22 protein-coding genes are annotated in these 20,465 nt (G+C 50.5%); 14 read left to right on the forward strand and 8 right to left on the reverse strand.

The genetic code is table 11. The features are described 5' to 3' along the window. Positions 1-98: 98 nt before the first annotated feature. From rsmA to O4H49_RS06350, 8 genes are all read left to right on the forward strand, one after another. Positions 99-968: a 16S rRNA (adenine(1518)-N(6)/adenine(1519)-N(6))-dimethyltransferase RsmA gene (gene rsmA, locus O4H49_RS06315; RefSeq protein ID WP_269423092.1), complete on the forward strand. Its 870-nt coding sequence runs from the start codon at positions 99-101 to the stop codon at positions 966-968. 299 nt (positions 969-1,267) lie between these two features. Further along, positions 1,268-1,495, forward strand: coding sequence for a type II toxin-antitoxin system PrlF family antitoxin (locus O4H49_RS06320; RefSeq protein ID WP_269422592.1), 228 nt, complete (start codon positions 1,268-1,270; stop codon positions 1,493-1,495). A 23-nt stretch (positions 1,496-1,518) separates the two neighbouring features. Next, positions 1,519-1,854 carry a type II toxin-antitoxin system PemK/MazF family toxin gene (locus O4H49_RS06325; protein WP_269422593.1) on the forward strand — a complete coding sequence of 112 codons (336 nt, stop codon included), beginning with the start codon at positions 1,519-1,521 and terminating at the stop codon, positions 1,852-1,854. 423 nt (positions 1,855-2,277) lie between these two features. After that, the gene (locus O4H49_RS06330) at positions 2,278-3,189 is read left to right on the forward strand and encodes a dihydrodipicolinate synthase family protein (RefSeq protein ID WP_269422594.1); all 912 of its coding nucleotides are present in this window, start codon (positions 2,278-2,280) and stop codon (positions 3,187-3,189) included. A gap of 164 nt (positions 3,190-3,353) precedes the next feature. Continuing rightward, on the forward strand, positions 3,354-4,403 hold the full coding sequence (locus O4H49_RS06335; protein WP_269422595.1) for a DNA cytosine methyltransferase: 1,050 nt from the start codon (positions 3,354-3,356) through the stop codon (positions 4,401-4,403). Next, positions 4,403-5,494, forward strand: coding sequence for a hypothetical protein (locus O4H49_RS06340; RefSeq protein ID WP_269422596.1), 1,092 nt, complete (start codon positions 4,403-4,405; stop codon positions 5,492-5,494). The genes O4H49_RS06335 and O4H49_RS06340 overlap by 1 nt, the downstream gene beginning before the upstream one ends. Next, on the forward strand, positions 5,491-7,272 hold the full coding sequence (locus O4H49_RS06345) for a hypothetical protein (RefSeq protein WP_269422597.1): 1,782 nt from the start codon (positions 5,491-5,493) through the stop codon (positions 7,270-7,272). The genes O4H49_RS06340 and O4H49_RS06345 overlap by 4 nt, the downstream gene beginning before the upstream one ends. Further along, entirely contained in the window at positions 7,269-8,159 is an 891-nt protein-coding gene (locus O4H49_RS06350; RefSeq protein WP_269422598.1) for a hypothetical protein, read from the forward strand. Before O4H49_RS06345 ends, O4H49_RS06350 begins: the two co-directional genes overlap by 4 nt. A 13-nt stretch (positions 8,160-8,172) precedes the next feature. Here the strand turns inward: O4H49_RS06350 and gmk are convergent, their stop codons facing one another. Further along, on the reverse strand, positions 8,173-8,817 hold the full coding sequence (gene gmk, locus O4H49_RS06355; protein WP_269422599.1) for a guanylate kinase: 645 nt from the start codon (positions 8,815-8,817) through the stop codon (positions 8,173-8,175). A 65-nt stretch (positions 8,818-8,882) separates the two neighbouring features. Continuing rightward, complete coding sequence (locus O4H49_RS06360) at positions 8,883-9,776, reverse strand: YicC/YloC family endoribonuclease (protein ID WP_269422600.1); 894 nt, start codon at positions 9,774-9,776, stop codon at positions 8,883-8,885. Between the two features lie 139 nt (positions 9,777-9,915). On the opposite strand from O4H49_RS06360, the gene O4H49_RS06365 reads away from it, so the two are divergent. After that, on the forward strand, positions 9,916-10,677 hold the full coding sequence (locus tag O4H49_RS06365) for an SDR family NAD(P)-dependent oxidoreductase (RefSeq protein ID WP_269422601.1): 762 nt from the start codon (positions 9,916-9,918) through the stop codon (positions 10,675-10,677). Positions 10,678-10,800: 123 nt separating this feature from the next. Here the strand turns inward: O4H49_RS06365 and infA are convergent, their stop codons facing one another. The 6 genes from infA to fabD all read right to left on the reverse strand — a co-directional run bounded on the left by infA (position 10,801) and on the right by fabD (position 15,768). After that, the gene (infA, locus tag O4H49_RS06370) at positions 10,801-11,019 is read right to left on the reverse strand and encodes a translation initiation factor IF-1 (RefSeq protein WP_020594052.1); all 219 of its coding nucleotides are present in this window, start codon (positions 11,017-11,019) and stop codon (positions 10,801-10,803) included. A 148-nt stretch (positions 11,020-11,167) separates the two neighbouring features. Continuing rightward, complete coding sequence (gene mltG, locus O4H49_RS06375) at positions 11,168-12,187, reverse strand: endolytic transglycosylase MltG (RefSeq protein WP_269422602.1); 1,020 nt, start codon at positions 12,185-12,187, stop codon at positions 11,168-11,170. 11 nt (positions 12,188-12,198) lie between these two features. Next, complete coding sequence (gene fabF, locus O4H49_RS06380; RefSeq protein WP_269422603.1) at positions 12,199-13,461, reverse strand: beta-ketoacyl-ACP synthase II; 1,263 nt, start codon at positions 13,459-13,461, stop codon at positions 12,199-12,201. A gap of 67 nt (positions 13,462-13,528) precedes the next feature. Continuing rightward, entirely contained in the window at positions 13,529-13,765 is a 237-nt protein-coding gene (locus tag O4H49_RS06385; protein ID WP_020594055.1) for an acyl carrier protein, read from the reverse strand. 186 nt (positions 13,766-13,951) lie between these two features. Then, entirely contained in the window at positions 13,952-14,692 is a 741-nt protein-coding gene (gene fabG, locus O4H49_RS06390; RefSeq protein WP_269422604.1) for a 3-oxoacyl-[acyl-carrier-protein] reductase, read from the reverse strand. A 134-nt stretch (positions 14,693-14,826) separates the two neighbouring features. Then, on the reverse strand, positions 14,827-15,768 hold the full coding sequence (gene fabD / locus O4H49_RS06395; protein WP_269422605.1) for an ACP S-malonyltransferase: 942 nt from the start codon (positions 15,766-15,768) through the stop codon (positions 14,827-14,829). A gap of 525 nt (positions 15,769-16,293) precedes the next feature. On the opposite strand from fabD, the gene rpsF reads away from it, so the two are divergent. The 5 genes from rpsF to O4H49_RS06420 all read left to right on the forward strand — a co-directional run bounded on the left by rpsF (position 16,294) and on the right by O4H49_RS06420 (position 20,457). Beyond that, positions 16,294-16,749 carry a 30S ribosomal protein S6 gene (rpsF, locus tag O4H49_RS06400; RefSeq protein WP_269422606.1) on the forward strand — a complete coding sequence of 152 codons (456 nt, stop codon included), beginning with the start codon at positions 16,294-16,296 and terminating at the stop codon, positions 16,747-16,749. Between the two features lie 12 nt (positions 16,750-16,761). Continuing rightward, positions 16,762-17,019: a 30S ribosomal protein S18 gene (rpsR, locus tag O4H49_RS06405; RefSeq protein WP_020594060.1), complete on the forward strand. Its 258-nt coding sequence runs from the start codon at positions 16,762-16,764 to the stop codon at positions 17,017-17,019. Positions 17,020-17,035: 16 nt separating this feature from the next. Continuing rightward, positions 17,036-17,599 (forward strand): 50S ribosomal protein L9, encoded by a 564-nt coding sequence (rplI, locus tag O4H49_RS06410; RefSeq protein ID WP_269422607.1) that lies wholly within the window; start codon positions 17,036-17,038, stop codon positions 17,597-17,599. Positions 17,600-17,794: 195 nt separating this feature from the next. Then, positions 17,795-19,387, forward strand: a complete 1,593-nt coding sequence (locus O4H49_RS06415) for a replicative DNA helicase (RefSeq protein WP_269422608.1) — start codon at positions 17,795-17,797, stop codon at positions 19,385-19,387. 296 nt (positions 19,388-19,683) lie between these two features. After that, the gene (locus O4H49_RS06420) at positions 19,684-20,457 is read left to right on the forward strand and encodes an MlaE family ABC transporter permease (RefSeq protein WP_269422609.1); all 774 of its coding nucleotides are present in this window, start codon (positions 19,684-19,686) and stop codon (positions 20,455-20,457) included. The last annotated feature ends 8 nt before the right edge of the window (positions 20,458-20,465 follow it).

Genomic DNA, 20,465 nt, shown 5'->3' on the forward strand with positions numbered 1-20,465 from the left:
AGGCAGAGATAGATTATACAGCCCCTATAACCTTGCAGCCTTGCCCCGGCAGGAGCTGTGAGCCCGTAACCCGAACAAGCGATGAACCAGACAGCCCCATGAACAGATCCCCGGATGGCCTCCCTCCTCTGCGCGATGTGATCGCCCGCTTTGAACTTGCCGCGAAAAAATCGCTGGGGCAGAACTTCCTGCTCGACCTCAACCTGACCTCCCGCATTGCCAGAAACGGCGGCCCGCTGGATCAGGGCACGGTGTTCGAGATCGGCCCGGGCCCCGGCGGCCTGACCCGTGGCCTGTTGATGGAGGGCGCGCAGGAGGTCATCGCCGTGGAAAAGGACCAGCGCTGCCTGAACGCCCTGGCCGAGGTCAGCTCGGCCTATGCCGGAAAGCTGACAGTGATCGAACAGGACGCCCTGACGGTGGATTTCAGCACGCTGGGCAGCACGCCAAGACGGATTGTCGCCAACCTGCCCTATAACATTTCAACCGTGTTGCTGCTGCGCTGGCTTAAACAGATCGCCGCCGATCCGACGGTCTATGCCAGCCTGACCCTGATGTTCCAGAAAGAAGTGGTCGACCGCCTGACCGCCAGCCCCGGCACCAAAAGCTACGGCAGGCTGAGCGTGATGACCCAGTGGCTCTGCCGGGCGCAGGCGCTGTTTGACATCCCGCCCCGTGCCTTTATCCCGCCGCCCAAGATCACCTCGACCGTGGTCCGGCTGGAACCCCACGCCGCGCCGCTGGCCCCGGCAGAGGTTGGCGCGCTGGAAAAGGTGACGGAATCCGCCTTTGGCCAGCGCCGGAAAATGCTGCGCCAGAGCCTGAAAACACTGGGTGTTGCCACCGGAGAGCTGATTGAACGCGCAGGCGTACGGGAAACCGCGCGGGCGGAAGAGCTGAGCGTTGAGGAGTTCTGTACGCTGGCGCGTTGCTATCAGGAGCTGAAAGAGGCAAAACCTGCTTCCTGATGTCCCCTCAATAATCGGGACCAGAGCCCTTCCCCGGGCGTGACAGACTCTCTGGCTGACAAAAAGAGATTATCCGGAAAATCTGCCCGGCTTGCTCCTGGAATGAGCGCTGGTATCTGCACTTGCGCCAGATTTCACAAGTCCCGGCTCATTTAACGTGAGAATACAATCCATACGCGTGCAAGCGATCGCCAGCAAACAGTATAAGGACTATTCTTTCTGACAGGTAATGATGTTCCTTGAAATTTGTAATGATATTCCTTACATTCAGAATATCAGAATCCAAGGACATCCCTATCATGTCGATCACGTCAGCCTTAACAACCAAGTGTCAGACAACGATACCTCTGGCCGTTCGTAAATACCTGAAAGTCGGTGCAGGTGACCTGCTTCAGTATGAACTTCAGGACGGGCATGTTGTGCTGACCCCTGTTGCCAAACCTGATGCGGAACATCACGAAGACCCTTTCTATCACTTTACCGAATGGGGGGGTGAAAATGATGAAGAGGCTTATGCAGACCTTTAAAACCAAATTGGAAGGAGGTCTGGATGATCAAGGAAGATCTAAAACTCTGTGATATTGTTGTCGTCCCCTATCCCTATACAGACAATTCGCAAAACAAGAGAAGACCTGCGCTGGTTATCGGATTACCACCCCAGACTGATTTTGTCTGGGTCATGATGATCACCAGCGCCAAAAACGATACGATGTACGGGGATGTCCTTATCGAGGATCAGAGCCTGTCAGGGCTGACATCACGTTCCGTTGTTCGGACAGCAAAGATCGCAACAGTAGAAGTCGGGCGGATAATAAAAAAGGTCGGAACCTTGGGAAACAAGGAAAGTCGTCAGGTTCAAATTTGTATCGCAGGCCATTCGTTTTAATAATCAGGTATTGAATCTTTAGACCTTACTCCTTGGGGCCTGATGTCCCTTGCTTGACGCCCCCTGTCTGACAAAAGAGATTATCCAGAAAACTGCCCGTGCTGGCGACGTTCTACATGCCTCGCCCCTGAAACCCCTCCCCGCGTCTGTGCAGATACAAACTTTGAACGTCACAGTCTCTCGTGTATTGGCGCAAAGGCCCAAAATGGTCCCAATCTTGAAAATTTAATGGCTCTATGCCTGCGGAAAAGAAGCAGGTAAGACAAAGCGATAGTTAGATAAATCACCCGGAAACACTGGACCCATAAAGCTCCGTTGATAAACCGGGGGGTCCATAAACCACTGGGTCTATAAACCACGGGGCCGATAAATCTCCGGTGATAAACCGGGAGACGCGCCCCCTTCATACGCCAGGACTGCATCATGACGCTCTTTCACGGGCTTTCCGCCTTCCCGATTACACCGACAGACAGCCATGGGAGGGTAGAGAGCAATGCTCTCTGTCGCCTGCTGGAGCGGATTGTAAAAGCCGGGGTTAACTCGATCGGGCTGCTGGGCAGTACTGGTGGTTATGTCTATCTGACACGATCAGAACGACAGCGTGCCGTTGCCGCCGCGGCTGAATTTGTCGGGGGGCGGGTGCCGTTGATCGTGGGCGTTGGGGCGCTCAGAACAGATGAAGCACAGCAGCTGGCACGGGATGCCCGCGATGCTGGTGCTGCCGGGCTGTTGCTGGCACCGGTTTCCTACACGCCTTTGACAGAGGAAGAGGTCTATCAGCATTTCCTTGCGGTTGCCCGTGCCACGGACCTTCCGCTATGTATCTATAACAACCCGGGAACAACCCGCTTCACCTTTTCTTATGAACTTTTAGGCCGTCTTTCACAGATCGAGACCCTTGCCGCCGTCAAGATGCCGTTACCGCAAGGGAATACCCTTGAGGCCGATCTGACACAGCTGCGTCACCATACCCGGGCAAGCAGCACAGCGGCAGGCTTTGCCATTGGCTATAGCGGCGACTGGGGCTGTGCCGCGGGGCTTCTTGCCGGAGCAGACACCTGGTACAGCGTGGTCGGCGGTCTTTTCCCGGTTCAGGCCATGAAACTGGCAAAAGCCGCGCAAGCTGGCGATGCTGTCGAGGTCCAACGGATTGACGGTTTTTTCCAACCGCTCTGGATGCTCTTCAAAGAGTTTGGCGGCTTGAGGGTCATCTATGCCGCAGCAAATATCCTGTCGCTTACGGATGCCTCACCGCACCTGCCTATCCTGCCTCTGCCCCCTGCGGATCAGGAGCGGGTAGCCGAGGCCATTGATGCCTTGGTCAAACTGGACTAGAACCATTGCCCTAGCACCTGCCTCAAACCATGACCTTAGTATACTAATAGTTGCATAAAAATCGATTGAAGCTGATAGAGCAATTGATCTTTATACAAAAACACCATAGAAATTTATTTTGATTTGTTGTCTGAGTACAGTTTCGCGTTACAAGGTAGGGAAAATTGAGGGTCAAAGGTATCGATGTCTTTTCAGGCGCAGGTGGTATGTCAATTGGAGCTTCCTGGGCTGGTATTGAGACGATAGTTGCATTTGATACAGATATTCATGCTGCCAAAACGTATCAAATTAATCATCCCGAAACTTTAGTCATATGTGATGATGTCAGGAATATAGGTGATTTCGGCATATATCGTCCAGATGGGCCATTTGTTGTGTTCGGTGGGCCACCCTGCCAAGGATTTTCAACTTCGAACCAACGCACGCGAAATACCGCGAATGAGAATAATTGGTTGTTTCAAGAGTTTTTAAGGGCTGTAAGACAACTAAACCCTGATTGGGTAGTATTTGAAAACGTTCGTGGTATTCTAGAAACTGCGAATGCTACTTTTCTACAACATGTAATCCGAGGATTGGAAGAACTTGGATATGTAGTAAACTATGGTCTGTTAAATGCTGCAGATTATGGAGTACCACAAAAGCGGCACCGTCTCTTCGTCATCGGAGCAAGGGATGGTACCAAAGTGGAACTACCTCAACCACAATGTACTCCATATGTAACAGTAGGTGAAGCAATTGAAGACCTTCAATTACTCCCAAACGGTGCAAAATTTGATCAACTGAAATATAGATGCTCAGCTAAATCTGAATTCGCTAAGCTCATGAGGGGTAAAAATCGCACCTCTTCTAATCATCATGTAACTCGAAATGCACCTCATATCATCGATAGATACAAATATATTCCCCAAGGAGGAAACTGGGAAAATATTCCAGATGACCTTATGGGTTCTTATGCTGATAAATCACGATGTCATACTGGCATATATCGAAGACTAAAAATCAACGAGCCATCTGTCGTGATCGGGAATTATCGAAAAAATATGTTAATACACCCTACGGAAGATAGGGGCTTATCAGTTCGAGAAGCTGCGCGATTACAGTCATTTCCAGATAGTTATCAATTTTCGGGCTCAATTGGGTTTCAACAACAACAAGTAGGTAATGCTGTACCGCCTTTATTAGCAAAAGCGGTGTTTGAAAGTTTGGGTAAATAATGTGGGAAGACACTAGATTAGAGCTACACGTTAAAGAAAATTTACATAACGTTATAGGACAAAACAAGGCAGAAGACGCATATGCTTGTTATGTGAACGCTCGTAATGCGGTATTAAAGCTCTCAGCAGAAATAAAAGCAAAAGAACCAAATTTATCAGATCATGGCCCTGTACATATTCATGATGTATTGGAAAATGCTTGGGGATTGGTAGAAGGGCAAGGTTTATGCGTTTTGAATCTCTATGTGTTAGCTCTTTCAATAGCATACCATGATATTGGGAACTTTTTTGGAAGAAAAAACCATAACAAAAAGATTGCTGAAATTTTTAATGAGACATTCCCAGAGCATTATGAATTCAAGAAAACATTACGCTCCCAAGTTACTAAGATTGCAGGTGCCCATACGGGAAAAGCAAGGGATGGAAGCGATAATACGCTACAAGATCTTGTTGATGATACGAACTATATTCATAAGAAGCCGATAAAAATGCGGAGCCTAGCTGGAATATTGAGGTTCGCGGATGAAATGGCTGAGGGTCCTCAAAGAACATCTGGCTATAGACTGACAAAAAATGATTATGACGAAATAAGTAAGCCGTTTCATGTTTATGCCTCTTGTTGCGAACCTTGCGCTAGCCACCGAGAGAGAGGATCTCTGTTTTTAAACTACTCGATCCCTATCGAAATAATTAAGGATAAGGTTGATGATAGTAAAAAGAACACTAATATTTTTAGCGGTATAAAAAATTTATTATCCTCAAGTAGTAAAACTGATAATCCATTGATTGTTCACAATACGTCAAAGATGCCCCTATCTGAGCTGTTAGATCTAATTTATCATCGTGTGATAAAATTTGATCAAGAAAGAAAATATTGTAGATATTACTCTTCAGTTCTTGATGACTTTAAAGAAACATCTGTTGTTATAGAATTTTCTCTGAATGATGAAGAAATACTACCCCTCGACTTGAAACCACTAGTACTAAGTGATTTAGTCGTGCCTGGAGACGTTAGTAAGACAATTCATTCAATTGATCCAGCATATGATATCCCAAGTATTATTGATAAAATTAATAGGAATTCGGAATGACCACAGCTGATTTGATCAAAAACCCTTTTGAGTATGATGCTGCGGGCAATCTTGATGTGCAGGATTTGCTGGACGTATTTGTTGAAGATCACAATTACTCCCGTTTTATATGTGCACCACGGAATGTATTTTTGATTGGAGAACGTGGTTCTGGCAAAAGTATGACGCTTAGGTTTAATGAGTTTAGGTCAAGAAATGCAAATGATCGAAGGCATAACCAACAAATAAATTGTGATTATGTAGGTGTTTTAGTTGAATGCAAAACACCTCTTTATGCTCGAAGAGATGATAGTTTTGAAGGGGCTGACGAACTAAAATCTCAGTTAATCTCTGAACACCTTTTAGTTACAGAAATTGGTCAAGCACTTGCTATTTCTTTAAGTAGTTGTCAGTCGAAGATTAGTCGGGAAGAAAATAAGAATATCCTAACTTCTCTAGAATTGTTCTTTGACACCCAATTAACAAAACAAACAGATAAATTGTTTGAAGCTATCCGTCTGCATTTTAAGAAACTTAATCTAAATGCACAACGGGATATGAATACATTTCAATGGGATAAGGATGATAGAGAGTATGTAACTTTTTCATCTGCAATATTGCCTCTGCTTGAAGAGTTAAGAAGTGTAGATTTTTTTAAAAATAGTCACTTCATGATTATGATTGATGATGCACAAAACCTAAATAGTTACCAACAACGCATATTAAATTCTTGGATATCCTATCGAAATCAAACCGTATTCAGCTTTAAAATAGGTTGCGCAAAAAGTGAATATACTGACTACAGCACAATGAGTAGCGCACCTATTCTTGAGGGGCATGATTATATTGTTCTAGACATGGAGCAACCATTTCAAAACCGAACATCCGATTTTGGGCAATTTGCAAGAGAGGTGGTTTCTAAACGATTAGCTAAAGTAGGTTTGAATAACGAAAACAATTCGCTCATAGAGAACTTTTTTCCTGAATCAATTCCAGTAAAATCAGCTATTCAAGCATGTACTGAAAAAATAATTGAAGAATTTAAAACTAAAAATCCTAAAGCTACTGAGAAGCAAGCTCGCGATTGGGGATATAAGTACGGCCGTGTTGCATATTTTAGAAACAGGTCCGCAAAAGCTGGTTTACCCGTATATTCTGGCTTTGACACTATCTCCCACCTCTCGTCAGGGGTCGTCAGAAGCTTACTCAAACCCTGCTATTATATGTATGATGCGGCTAGATCTAAGAATTCAGGACAACCAGTTCATAGTATTCCTTCAGATATTCAATCAGAGATTTTAAAGAATGAAAGTGACAAGCTATGGAGCCAAGTCAAAGATTTGCATCGTACGGTTACTGATTGTACTGAAGAAGATGCCGCTGCTATTTACAATTTATTGGACAATCTAGGAAATTATTTTTCCGAAAGGCTAATGAATCATAAATCAGAGCCAAGAATTCTTGCATTTGTAATCAGCGGACGTAATGAAACAGATATGAATTTGTTAGAACCCTTGATCAAAATTTGTAGATCCGCTGGTCTGATATATGTACGCCGAGGGGTCTCTCGAGACAAAGGAAAACGAGAAGAATTTTATACACCAAATAGGATGCTATGGCCTACAAAAGGACTAGATCCCATAGGTCAGCATGGAAGAGCATCAATCCCTGCGAAGGACCTTGTCGCGGCTACATATGGAAAAAACATTCCATTAACCATTCAAAATCAGAGTGAAAGTAACCAGCAAGAATTTGAGCTATTTCAAACACCAGAATTGTTTACAGGAGAAGAGACATGAATGGGGAGAAATTGCCGAGAGTAGATAAAATTATTTGCCTTGCAGGTTGGGAACCTCGTTTTCTTGAAGGCGTTAAAAAAGGGCTGGAGTTAACACAAGCTCAAGAGTGTATAATTTTTTACGCAGAAGAATTTACAAACAAAAGTGAAAACAATATAAATGAATTGGAAGAGTTTTGTGAAAAAACAAATATTAAAATTGTAAAAAACAAATTATTTTACAACAGTCCATTAGAAACAAAAAAAATTATCCTTTCTACATTTAACCAATACAAAGAAAATGATCAAATTTTAATTGACATCACCACAATGACTCGCGAGTTAATTTGGATGATATTAGGGACTTTAACTGCTAAAAAAATAAATGTTAATTATATATACTGGCGTCCCGAAACAACCGCTCATTGGACATCAAAAAATTCATCTAGGCCACGCCTTGTGATGGGACGAGCAGGCGTTTCAGAATATGGAAAACCCACTTTGGTGGCTGTCACAACTGGCTTTGATCCATCTAGATTAGATCAAATGGTTTGTTATTTTGAACCTGAAGAAACCATATTATTTCTTCAAGAAGGTCATCAATTTGAGAACCATATTAACAACATTAAAATTTACGATGGATATAGGTTAGGGAGCACCCAAGCCAAACAATATTCCATCGATAGTTATGGGCCTGACCATGGCCTAGAAGTGATCACAACCATATTAAGCCCATATCTTGAAACCCACAATATAGTACTGTCTTCATTCGGTCCGAAACCAAGTGCTTTGGCATTACATAAATTCGCGCAAGCTCATCCAGATGTAGCTCTAGCATATACTCCCGCATTAGAATTTAATGAGGATTATTCAAGAGGAATAGGTCACTGCGTCTGGGGTCAAATTTAAGTAATCCTATCCCCTAAGCCCCCCGCAACCCCCGCACGAAACCGTCCAGACCGGGTTTGCGGTCGCGTTTCAGGCGTTCGGCGCGGAGGATGGACTGGACGTCAGCGACGGATTGTTCCACATCGTTATTGACGATGATGTAGTCGTATTCAGCCCAGTGGCTCATTTCATCGGCGGCCTTGGCCATGCGGCCCCTGACCACCTCTTCGCTGTCCTGGGCGCGGGCATAGAGGCGACGTTCCAGTTCCTCCAGGGAGGGCGGCAGGATAAAGACCCGGACGATATCATTCGGGGCCTTGGCCGAGACCTGTTGCGTGCCCTGCCAGTCGATATCGAACAGCACATCGCGGCTGTTGGAAAGGGCCTGTTCCACGGGTGCGCGCGGGGTGCCATAGCGGTTATCGAACACCGTGGCATGTTCCAGCAGCTCGTCCCCCTTTACCATTTCGGCGAATTTTTCCGGCGAGACAAAGAAGTAGTCTTTGCCATCGATTTCACCGGGGCGCATTTTGCGGGTGGTGGCGGACACCGACAGGGTCAGGTCCGCTTCGCGTTCCAGCAGCAGTCGGGAAATTGTGGTCTTGCCCGCCCCTGACGGAGAAGAGAGAACCAGCATCAGGCCGCGGCGCTGCAGGGTGTTTTCAGTCATATCGCTCATCGTACTCTTTATTCGTCAGATTTTCTGATGTTCCGGTTATTTCGGTTCTGGCTATGTTTTTTTGGCTATTCAATATTCTGGATCTGTTCGCGCAGCTGTTCAATGGTCGCCTTGAGATCAATGCCCAGCGTGGTCAGGGCAACGTCGGATGATTTGGAACAGAGGGTATTGGCTTCGCGGTTGAATTCCTGACAGAGGAAATCAAGCCGTCGCCCACAGGGGCCACCCTGATTGAGCAGATCGCGCGCGGCGGCGACATGGGCGGCCAGACGATCAAGCTCTTCACGGATATCGGCCTTGGTCACCAGAATGGCGATTTCCTGGGCCAGACGCTCTTCGGGGACCGGGCTGCCGTCTTTGAGCAGTTCGGCCATCTGTTTCATAAAGCGGGCCTGAAGGGCGTCGGGCTGGGTCGCCGAAAGATCCCCGGCCTTTTTCTGCAGGCGTTCGATTTCATCGATATGCCCCTGTGCGACCTCGGCCATTCTGGTGCCTTCGATCCGGCGCATTTCTTCCATGCGGGTGATGGCAACGCTCAGGCTTTCCTCGATCAGTTTCAGGCGCTGTTCGCTGTCTTCGGGGGATTCTTCTTCCTCGACCAGTTCCAGCACGCCGCGCAAGTTGAGGATGCCATCGACGGAGGGGGCGACCGCGTCGAGATCGTTGCTGACGCGGGTTGCCAGCGGGATCACCTGTTGCAGGATTTCCTCGTTCACCTGCAGCTTGACCGCCTTCTGCGCGTTGTCGATCACCAGACCGACATGGAAGTTGCCGCGTTTGAAATGTCTGGCAAAGGTGCTGCGGGCGAAGGCATCAAGAGCTTCATAGCCGTTGGGCACGCGGCAGCGCACCTCGAGGTTTTTGCCGTTGACGCTTTTGAGTTCCCAGGACCAGTTGGTTCCCGCGAATTCCCCCTCGGCGCGGGCAAACCCGGTCATACTGGCGATAGCTTTACCCATGAAGCGGTCCTCTTTCAAATCGAGATCTGTTCAGGTCATTATAGACCCGGCGGCGCAAAGGCCCGTGTTATTTTACTTTTACCGCAAGCGGTATTAGTTTCCAATGCGTTATACTCAAAGCAGGCAAGGCTCCGCAAGAATGACTGACCCGAAATCGATATTTATTACCGGAGCAAGCAGTGGCATTGGCGCCGCGCTGGCCGAAAACTATGCCGGACCGGGGGTTATGCTCTATCTCACCGGGCGCGACAGGCTTCGTCTGGATGAAATATCCGCGCGCTGTCAGACAAAGGGGGCAAGGGTTCAGGCGCTGCAGCTGGATGTGCGCGACGCCGGGGCCTGTGAAGCCGCGATAGCAGAAGCCAACCGCAACAGCGGGCTGGACCTGGTGATTGCCAATGCCGGGATTTCCGGGGGAACGGGCAAGTCGGGCGAAAGTGCGGCCCAGACCCGCGAGATCATGGAGATCAACGTTACGGGAGTGATGAACAGCGTCCTGCCCGCGATTGAAATCTTCAGGCAAAATGGTGGCGGGCAGATTGCTATTGTCTCGTCACTGGCGTCGTTCAAGGGCTTGCCCAGTGCCCCGGCCTATTGCGCCAGCAAGGCGGCGGTGCGGGCCTGGGGCGAAGGGCTGCGCGGCAGCCTGAAGCAGGATAACATCCGGCTGTCGGTGATCACCCCCGGCTTTGTCATCAGCCGGATTACCGATGCCAACAAATTCCCCATGCCGTTTCTGATGACCGGCGAAAAGGCCGCCGGGATCATCGCCCGGGGCCTGAAGCGCAACAGGCCGAGGATTGCCTTTCCCCTGCCAATGTATCTGGCGGTGCTGGTCTTTTCCTGGCTGCCGCTGTGGATGACCGAGTTTGTATCGGACCGCCTGCCGAAAAAGCAGTGATTCGGACAGCCTCATGTCGCAGAGCAAGCAACGTAAAGTGGCAAGGCCACAAACGCAAAAGGCGCGTTCCGTCAAAGACAAAACGCGCTGCGGCTCCAGCCTGACGACGGAGAAAGAAAAGGATTATTTGTGACGGAAAGTGATCCGGCCCTTGGTCAGATCGTAGGGGGTCATTTCAACGTCAACCTTGTCACCAACCATGGTACGGATACGGAATTTACGCATCTTGCCACCAGTGTGAGCAATGATCTCGTGACCGTTTTCCAGCTGAACACGAAACATCGCATTCGGCAGTTTCTCGATAACAGTACCACTGAATTCAAGTAGTTCTTCTTTAGCCATACAGCTAGCCTTTTCCTTCGGGCGTTCACGGGTTTGGCAAAACTACCCGACATTTACAAAAGGTCAAGCAAACATCGCATGTGACGCTTAAAATCATTCAAAAGAGCCACATTTTGCCATTTTTTCAGGGCTCTGGCGAGATCCGGTGCTATTTCATCTGGACCGAGCGCCAGATCCGGACGTTTTTGTTGTGCTCTTTCAGGGTGCGGGCGAAGGCATGCCCGCCGGTGCCATCGGCAACGAAGTAAAGATATTTGGTCGCGGCGGGCTGCATCACGGCCTCGAGCGCCGACCTGCCGACATTGGCAATCGGCCCCGGGGGCAGGCCGTCGATGGTGTAGGTGTTATAGGCGGTCAGGGCCTTGAGATCGGCGCGGGTCAGGCTGCGCCCCAGCGGCTGTTTGCCCAGGGTAATGCCATAGGACACCGTGGGATCAGACTGCAGCCGCATGCTTTTGTTCAGGCGGTTGACAAAGACGCCTGCGACCAGCGGCCTTTCCGAAGCGACCCCGGTTTCCTTTTCCACGATCGAGGCCAGGATCAGGGCCTCTTGCGGGGATTTGAGCGGCAGGCCTTCCTGGCGTTTGTCCCAGAGATCCTGCAGGGTTCTGGTCAGATCCGCCTGCATGCGGTCGATGATCGACTGGCGGCTGTCGCCACGGACAAAGTGATAGGTTTCCGGCAGCAGACTGCCTTCTTGCGGTGTCTGGTTGATCGTACCTTCCAGCGCCGGTTCAGCCAGCAGGATATCGACGATTTCCTGCGAGGTCTTGCCCTCGGGGATTGTCACCGCATAGGCAATACTCTTGCCAGATTCGAGGATGGCGATGGCCTGGTCCATGGAAACCTGGGCCGGGAAAAGATATTCCCCCGCCTTCAGGTTTTTGGAGCGCTGCGTATAGCGTGCGCCAAGCTGAAAGATAAGCGCATCGTCGATAATGCCTTCTTTTTCCAGCAGGCCGGCTTTTTCCAGCAGACCGGTGATTTTCTCCAGCCCGGCACCGCGCGGGATCAGGACGGAAACGTCCTGTTGCAAGGGACCGGGCGCCAGAAACCGGACCTGGGCCGTATAGGCCAGAATCGCGGCCACCAGAACCAGCAGCGCCAAAAAAAACGAGGCCCACTTCAGAAAAGCAGGCCTCGTCGTTTTGTTGGATTCTTCGCTCACAAGATCAACGATTAACGGAATGCTTTCAGCACAAGGCTGGCATTGGTTCCGCCAAATCCGAAAGAGTTGGAAAGCGCGATATCGATCTTGCGTTCCTGGGCCTCAAGCGGCACCAGATTGATGCCCCGGCATTCTTCGGAAGGATTTTCGAGGTTCAGGGTTGGCGGGACAACGCCTTCCTGGATTGCCTTGATCGAGAAGATCGCCTCGACAGCACCGGCAGCTCCCAGAAGGTGGCCAATCGCGGATTTGGTCGAAGACATGCAAAGGTTGTCATTGCCACCGAACAGACGCTTCACAGCGCCAAACTCGATCTCGTCACCCAGCGGTGTGGAGGTCCCGTGTGCGTTGATATAATTGACATCTGACGCAGAAATCCCGGCGCGTTTCAGTGCCGCGGACATTGCCCGGAAACCACCATTGCCATCAGAAGGTGGCGCGGTGATGTGATAGGCGTCACCAGAGAGACCATAGCCGACAACTTCGCCATAGATGGTCGCACCGCGGGCCTTGGCGTGTTCGAGTTCTTCAAGAACAACAGCCCCGGCACCCTCGCCCATGACAAAACCATCCCGTCCCTGATCCCAGGGGCGCGATCCTTTTTCAGGAGCATCGTTGTAACCGGAAGACAGCGCGCGGGATGCACAGAACCCGGCGATACCAAGGCGGCAGACAGCGGCTTCGGCCCCGCCGGCAATCATCACATCGGCATCATCCAGCATGATCAGACGAGCCGCATCGCCAATGGCATGCGCGCCCGTAGAACAGGCCGTCACAACCGCATGGTTCGGACCTTTATAGCCGTACTTGATGGAGACCTGGCCTGAAACCAGATTGATCAGGGCCGAAGGAATGAAAAACGGCGACAGCTTGCGCGGGCCTTTTTCTTCCAGAATCAGAGCACCATTGGCAATCGCCTGCAGCCCCCCGATCCCCGAGCCGATCATGACACCAGTGCGAAACTGGCTTTCCTCGTTTGGCGGCTCCCAACCGGAATCCTCAATGGCCTGCTGTGCAGCAGCCATGCCAAAAACGATAAAAGGATCCAGTTTCCGGCGATCTTTTGCAGGAACAAATTCTTCGACGTTAAACAGACCTTCGGAAGTCTCGCCAGCAGGAACCTGACCGGCAATCTGTGAAGGAAGATCCGAAATCTCGAAACCTTCGATTTTGTTGATACCGGATTCCCCGTTGATAAGGCGTGACCAGATGTGATCAACACCACTGCCCAAAGGAGAAACCATACCGAGACCGGTAATTACGACACGACGCATGATACGGGGATGTCTCTATTACTATTAAAGACGAAAACGCCGGGACAGTGTCCCGGCGCAAAAACGATTAAACGTTTTCCGAAATAAAATCGACAGCGTTCTGAACTGTGACGATTTTCTCGGCTGCATCATCAGGAATTTCACAACCGAACTCTTCTTCGAAAGCCATAACGAGTTCGACGGTATCCAGACTGTCCGCACCGAGGTCATCGATGAAACTTGCAGAATTTACAACTTTGGACTCTTCAACACCCAGGTGTTCAACTACAATTTTTTTAACGCGATCAGCGACATCGTTGCTCATAAAACTTAGCCCTTAACTAATTATCGCCTTTCGGCGGAGTTTCTTTATGGCCGTATGGCCTGAATTCCTATTATTTCCCTGCTTTCTGCAGAGAGGCGCCGCCTCATAACACACTTTTCAGCGGCTTGCCAACGCCCTTGACGTATCTCCTTCATAAAGATTCCACGTCAAAGGGTCAATTACAGATTATATCATGGCCATTCCGCCATTCACATGCAAGGTCTGACCTGTAACATAGGCCGCTTCATTACTTGCAAGGTAGGTAACCGACGCGGCGATGTCTTCCGGCGTCCCCAGACGATCACAGGGAATAGTGCTCAGAAGCTTGGCTTTCTGATCCTCCGCGAGAACATCTGTCATGGCTGTCGCAATAAAACCCGGTGCAACACAGTTCACTGTAATGCCACGCGACGCGATTTCCTGGGCAAGGGATTTGCTCATGCCAATCAGCCCAGCCTTGGAAGCAGCATAGTTGGTCTGCCCGGCGTTGCCCGTTGTCCCGACAACGGAGGTAATGCCGATAATCCGGCCCCAGCGGCGTTTCATCATGCCCCGCATACAGGCTTTTGCCAGACGGAAGCTTGCGGTCAGGTTCACGGCCAGAACCATGTCCCAGTCTTCGTCTTTAAGACGCATGGCAAGGTTATCCCGTGTCAGGCCGGCATTGTTGACCAGGATATCCACCTGGCCCATTGCCTCTTCGGACCGTTTGATCAGATCAGCCGGAGCATCGGGCTCAGAAAGGTTGGCAGGCAGGACAAAGACCCGCTCCCCGCCAAGTTCCGCCGCAACCTTTTCCAAGGCTTCTACCCGTGTACCAGAAAGGCCAACTGTCGCCCCCTGGGCATGCAATGCAGCAGCGATTGCATGCCCGATGCCACCAGAAGCACCAGTTACCAGGGCAGTTTTGCCGGAAAGATCAAACATCTATAACTCCTAGAAATATATATTGCCCGGAAAGAGTACCCAATCCGGGGGCTCAGACCAAGTGGCATGAAAAATATGTACAAGTATCATGATCGCAGGAATCGGGGCTCCGTTCCAAGCCCCCCCCCTGAAACCTAAAGTACCTTAAGTAGCTCTTCGATTTCTGCCGGTGTCCCGGCATTTTCGGACTCGAGTTCCTTGTCGATACGTCGAACCAGGCCGCTCAGGACTTTCCCTGCCCCAAGTTCAACAAGCTGTTCAACGCCCTGCTCTTTCATAAAGAGGACAGATTCGCGCCACCGCACCACGCCCGTTACCTGCTGAACCAGAAAATTCCGAATCGCTTCGGGATCACTGACAAAATCAACCGCTATGTTGCTGATCACCGGCAAGGACGGCGCGCGCAAGGTCACACCCGCCAGCGCCTCGGCCATAACATCAGCAGCAGGGGCCATGAGAGAACAGTGGAACGGGGCGCTGACAGGCAACAACAATGCCCGCTTGGCACCTTTTTCCTTGGCAATATCCAGCGCGCGCTCGATCGCCCCCCGATGTCCGCTGATCACCACCTGGCCCGGCGCATTGTCATTGGCAGCAGAGCAGACTTCCCCCTGCGCGGCTTCTTTGGCAACGGCTTCGGCTTCTTCAAAATCCAGGCCCAGCAAAGCAGCCATTGCCCCCTGTCCCACAGGAACCGCCTGCTGCATGGACTGCCCACGCAACTTCAGCAATCTCGCGGCATCTGACAGCTCCAGCGCGCCCACGGCTGCAAGAGCCGAATATTCACCCAGAGAGTGCCCGGCGACACAAATACCGTGATCAGACAGGCTGAAGTTACCCTCGCTCTGCAGCACGCGAACCACAGCCATACTGACAGCCATCAAGGCCGGCTGTGCATTTTCCGTCAGAGTCAAATCACCCTCTGGCCCTTCGAACATAAGCTGTGAAAGTTTCTGACCCAGAGCGTCGTCGACTTCTTCGAATACCTGGCGAGCGACAGGGTAGGCTTCTGCCAGTTCCTTGCCCATGCCGACAACCTGCGATCCCTGACCAGGAAAGACAAAAGCACGTTTCATATTGTTATTCCTTTACTGCAATCATTTAAAACCCTGCCTGAAAACCTCATAGACCCGAAAGTTTCATCGGCAAAGGCAGATACAAATCCGAAACCGGCGTCGAATTACACTACCTTGCCCTGTTTCCTGCCCGGCTGCCTCTCAATAATAAAGCCAGCAAATGCATTGTTCTACACAGGTTCAATTCTGGTTTAATTCCGGCCCAGAAATAGCCCTGTCCGGCCAAAGATGCAATAAATTGCGCAGCAAATAGTCCTGCACGTCGTTTTCACTGTTGTTCTGCCAGTAGGAAACCAACTGAGAAAAATCAAAATAATTCATAAATATCAAATCGATAGATCAGAAGAGGATTAACCATAGAATCTGGACAACTTACGGGACTTGACCCGTTCCACAGGATCGCTATATTCCGCTTCGTCTATCCGCAATAAATCAACTCCTTGCTGGTGACCTCTAGCGGATCATGAGGACGCCAGCTCCGGATAAGGGTTTTTAGCCCTTTCCACAAAGCCGTGAGGAGTAACTATGGCTTTTTATGAGTGTGTATACATCGCACGTCAGGACATTTCGTCCTCTCAGGTCGATGCACTAACCGAACAGTTCACCACCATCATCACTGAAAATGGTGGTTCTGTTGCAAAAACAGAATACTGGGGTCTGCGTAACCTGGCTTACCGCGTTAAGAAAAACCGCAAAGGCCATTACGTTCTTATGAACATCGATGCACCTGCCGCCGCGATCCTCGAAATGGAACGTATCATGCAGCTGAACGAAGACGTTCTGCGTACCCTTACTCTGCGCGTTGATGAACTGGAAGAAGGTCCTTCCGTTATCATGCAGAATCGTGGCAGCCGTGATGAACGCGGTGGTCGTGGTGGTCGCGGCGGTCGTGATGACCGTGGTGATCGTGGCGATCGCGGTGGTGACCGTGGTGGCCGTGGTGGCGATCGCGCTCCGCGCGATGCAGCAGCAGCTAACTAAGGGAGAACAGACATGGCCGTTCAGATCGTTAGCCAGGGCGTTGGTTCCCGTCGTCCTTTCAACCGTCGTCGTAAAAGCTGCCCGTTCTCTGGTTCAAATGCACCAAAGATCGACTACAAAGACACCCGTCTTCTGCAGCGTTTCATTTCCGAGCGCGGTAAAATTGTACCAAGCCGCATAACCGCAGTATCTGCCAAAAAGCAGCGTGAACTTGCCAAGGCAATCAAACGCTCCCGCTTCCTGGCTCTTCTGCCATACATCATCGGTTAAGGAAGGAGATAGTATTATGCAAGTCGTCCTTCTCGAGCGTATCGAAAAGCTTGGCCAGATGGGTGATGTGGTTTCGGTCAAGCCGGGCTACGCACGTAACTTCCTGCTGCCAAAGCGGAAAGCAATGCGCGCAACCAAAAGCAATCTTGCACAGTTTGAAGCTCAGCGTGCACAGCTTGAAGCAACCAACCTTCAGCTCCGTGCTGAAGCACAGCAGGTTGCTGAGAAGCTGGAAGGTCTCGTTGTTTCCCTGATCCGTCAGGCTGGTGATTCCGGCCAGCTGTACGGTTCTGTGAACACACGTGACATTGCTGACGCTGTTGCTGACGCGGGTATTACCATCAACCGTGGCCAGGTCGTTCTCGACAAGGTCATCAAAACTCTTGGCCTGCACGATGTTAAAGTCGTTCTGCACCCAGAAGTTTCTGTTGGTATCGTCGTCAATGCGGCACGTTCTTTGGAAGAAGCAAAGCTTCAGGTGAAAGCCGATGCACCTGTTTCTTCCCGTGATGCTGAAGCTGCTGAAATAGAAGCTGAAGCAGAAGAAGTTGTTGAGACAGAAGGCGAAAGCGAAGAGTAATCTTCTTCTTTCCATCTGGATCATGTTATAAGACGGCGCCCGTTGTGGCGCCGTTTTCATTTCCAATCTGTACTTCCACAGTCCAGATCGCTACATTCACAATCCTGCGCACCAGCAAGGAATCGGCAAGAAGACTGATCCCGGAAGTGGCAGGGGTGTATTTACAAAATAACGACAGATGCAAGCTTGAGGCCCATGGAAGACGACGCGATTCCTCCCTATGATTCTGACATCCCCTTTGATGATGGAGCCGATCACGGTTCAATGGGACATGATGCCATGGGATTGATGGACCACGACAATATGGGCCATCATGGCCCGGAGTTACGTTCCCCCCCTCATAACTATGAGGTAGAACAGGCCCTGCTGGGCGCCGTACTGGCGAACAACAAGGCTTTTGAACGGATCTCTGACTTCCTCTTGCCCGCGCATTTTGCCGACCCGGCCCACGCCGAAATTTTCCAGGCATGCAAAACCCTGATCGAGCGCGGACAGCTGGCCAATGCCACAACCCTGAAAAACTATTTTTCCGGCAGCGGAAGTCTGGAAGAGCTTGGCGGGACCAGCTATCTTGCTGAACTGCAGAGCAGTGTTGTCACGATCATCAATGCCTCTGAATACGGCAAGATTATCCATGATCTCTATATCCGGCGCGAATTGATCAATCTTGGCGAAGAAGTCGTTATCAACGCCCATACTCACGACCTGGATCTTTCGGCGACACAACAGATCGAGGGTGCAGAACAGAAACTTTACCGGCTGGCTGAGGCCGGTCAGACCGAAGGCGGGTTTGTTTCCTTTGGCGATGCCCTCGCAACCTCAATCAACTATATCAACGTCGCGATGAAACAGGGCGATGGTCTGGCTGGAATTTCCAGCGGTCTGCGTGATGTAGACAAACTTCTTGGCGGTTTTCACCACTCGGATCTGATCATTCTCGCTGCCCGCCCTTCCATGGGGAAAACCGCTTTTGTCACCAACATCGCCTTCAATATCGCCCAGGCGACCAAACCTGGTCATAACGCCGATGGTGAAGAAACAGAAATCCCCATGTCCGTGGCTTTTTTCTCTCTCGAGATGTCAGCTGACCAGCTTGCAAGCAGGATTTTGTCCTCGGCTGCAGAGATGCCGTCCCATCTGATGCGCCGCGGTGAACTGGACAATGATCAGTTCGAACACGTTTTTCAGGTCAGCCGTGCCCTGTCCAACTACAAGCTCTTTATCGACGACACACCAAACCTGACTGTTCCCGGCTTACGCAACCGTGTTCGCCGCCTGAAACGACAGCACGGGCTGGACATCATCATCGTCGATTATCTTCAGCTGATGTCCGGCGCCCCCGGCGGGAATAGTGACAGCCGCGTTCAGGAAGTTTCAGAAATTTCCCGTGGACTGAAAGGGATTGCCAAGGAGATGAACGTCCCGGTCATCGCCCTCTCCCAGCTCTCACGTCAGACAGAACAGCGCGAAGACAAAAGACCCCAGCTCTCGGACTTGCGCGAATCCGGATCGATCGAACAGGACGCCGATGTGGTGCTTTTCCTCTATCGCGACGAATATTACATTGCCCGTGAAAAACCGGGACAGGGCGCCGAAGATTCCACTGACCGTTTCCACGAGAAGCTTGCCAACCACGAAGCCCGTCTCGAAGCTGCGAGAAACAAGGCCGAAATGATTATAGGCAAGCAGCGCCATGGTCCCATCGGGACTGTTGAGCTGCACTTTAACGGTGAATTCACCAAATTTTCCGATCTGGCCCCTGATGATCACCTGCCGGAACACCACTAGATCGCCGGAGCAAGAACCAGAAGAAAATATCTTTTTCCCTTCAATATCAACAAACTATCAAGTCGAAATCAAAGGTCAGCCCTCCCCCGTGTGGGGCCCCGGCGTGCCGGGACAGACCTTTTGTGTAATAGTTGTGTAATAGCAGGTTGTTATCTCACTGGAATCACGTCAAAATCCCTCGATAATTTTTCAGATTAATGCCCCCGGATTTTTCCGGGAAATACGATCATACCAAGGATTGCCAGCCGTTTTGGTCAGGCTATCTCTGCAACAGAAAGATCCCGACGGTTTACGCGATGCCCCTTATTCAGCCCCTTGGTCGCCTGACCCTTGCCTTCCTTGAGATCATCGGCCGCCTGTCGATTTTTGCATCAACTGCAATCTCCCACTGTTTTCGCCCCCCCTTCTATCCCCGGCTGATTCTGAAACAGATGATCGAGGTGGGCTATTACTCCCTTCCCGTCGTTGGTCTGACCGCCATTTTCACCGGCATGGTTCTGGCATTGCAGAGTTACACCGGCTTTGCCCGTTTTTCTGCAGAAAGCGCCATCCCCAATGTGGTGATCGTCTCCATCACTCGTGAACTGGGACCGGTACTTGCCGGATTGATGGTCGCCGGGCGTGTCGGGGCTGCCATGGCCGCCGAGATTGGCACCATGCGGGTTACCGAGCAGATCGATGCACTTTACACGCTGGCAACCAACCCTTTCAAATATCTCATCGCCCCGCGAGTGATTGCAGGGGTCCTGACCTTGCCGATACTGGTGCTCGTCGCCGATACCATCGGCGTGTTTGGCGGCTATCTTGTTGCCGTTCACAAGCTCGGTTTCAATCCTGCAACCTATCTGAAAAACACCCTGGATTTCATGGAAGCAATCGACGTGATTTCCGGTTTGGTCAAGGCAGCAGCTTTCGGCTTTATTATTACCCTGATGGGCTGTTACCACGGTTTCAATTCCAAAGGCGGTGCACAGGGGGTCGGATCAGCAACAACCAATGCAGTGGTTTCTGCCTCGATTTTGATCCTGACTTTCAACTATCTGATCACCGAGTTGTTTTTCTCAAGATGACCAGCACG

The sequence above is a fragment of the Kiloniella laminariae genome (assembly GCF_027214005.1).
GTDB classification, from domain to species: domain Bacteria; phylum Pseudomonadota; class Alphaproteobacteria; order Kiloniellales; family Kiloniellaceae; genus Kiloniella; species Kiloniella laminariae_A.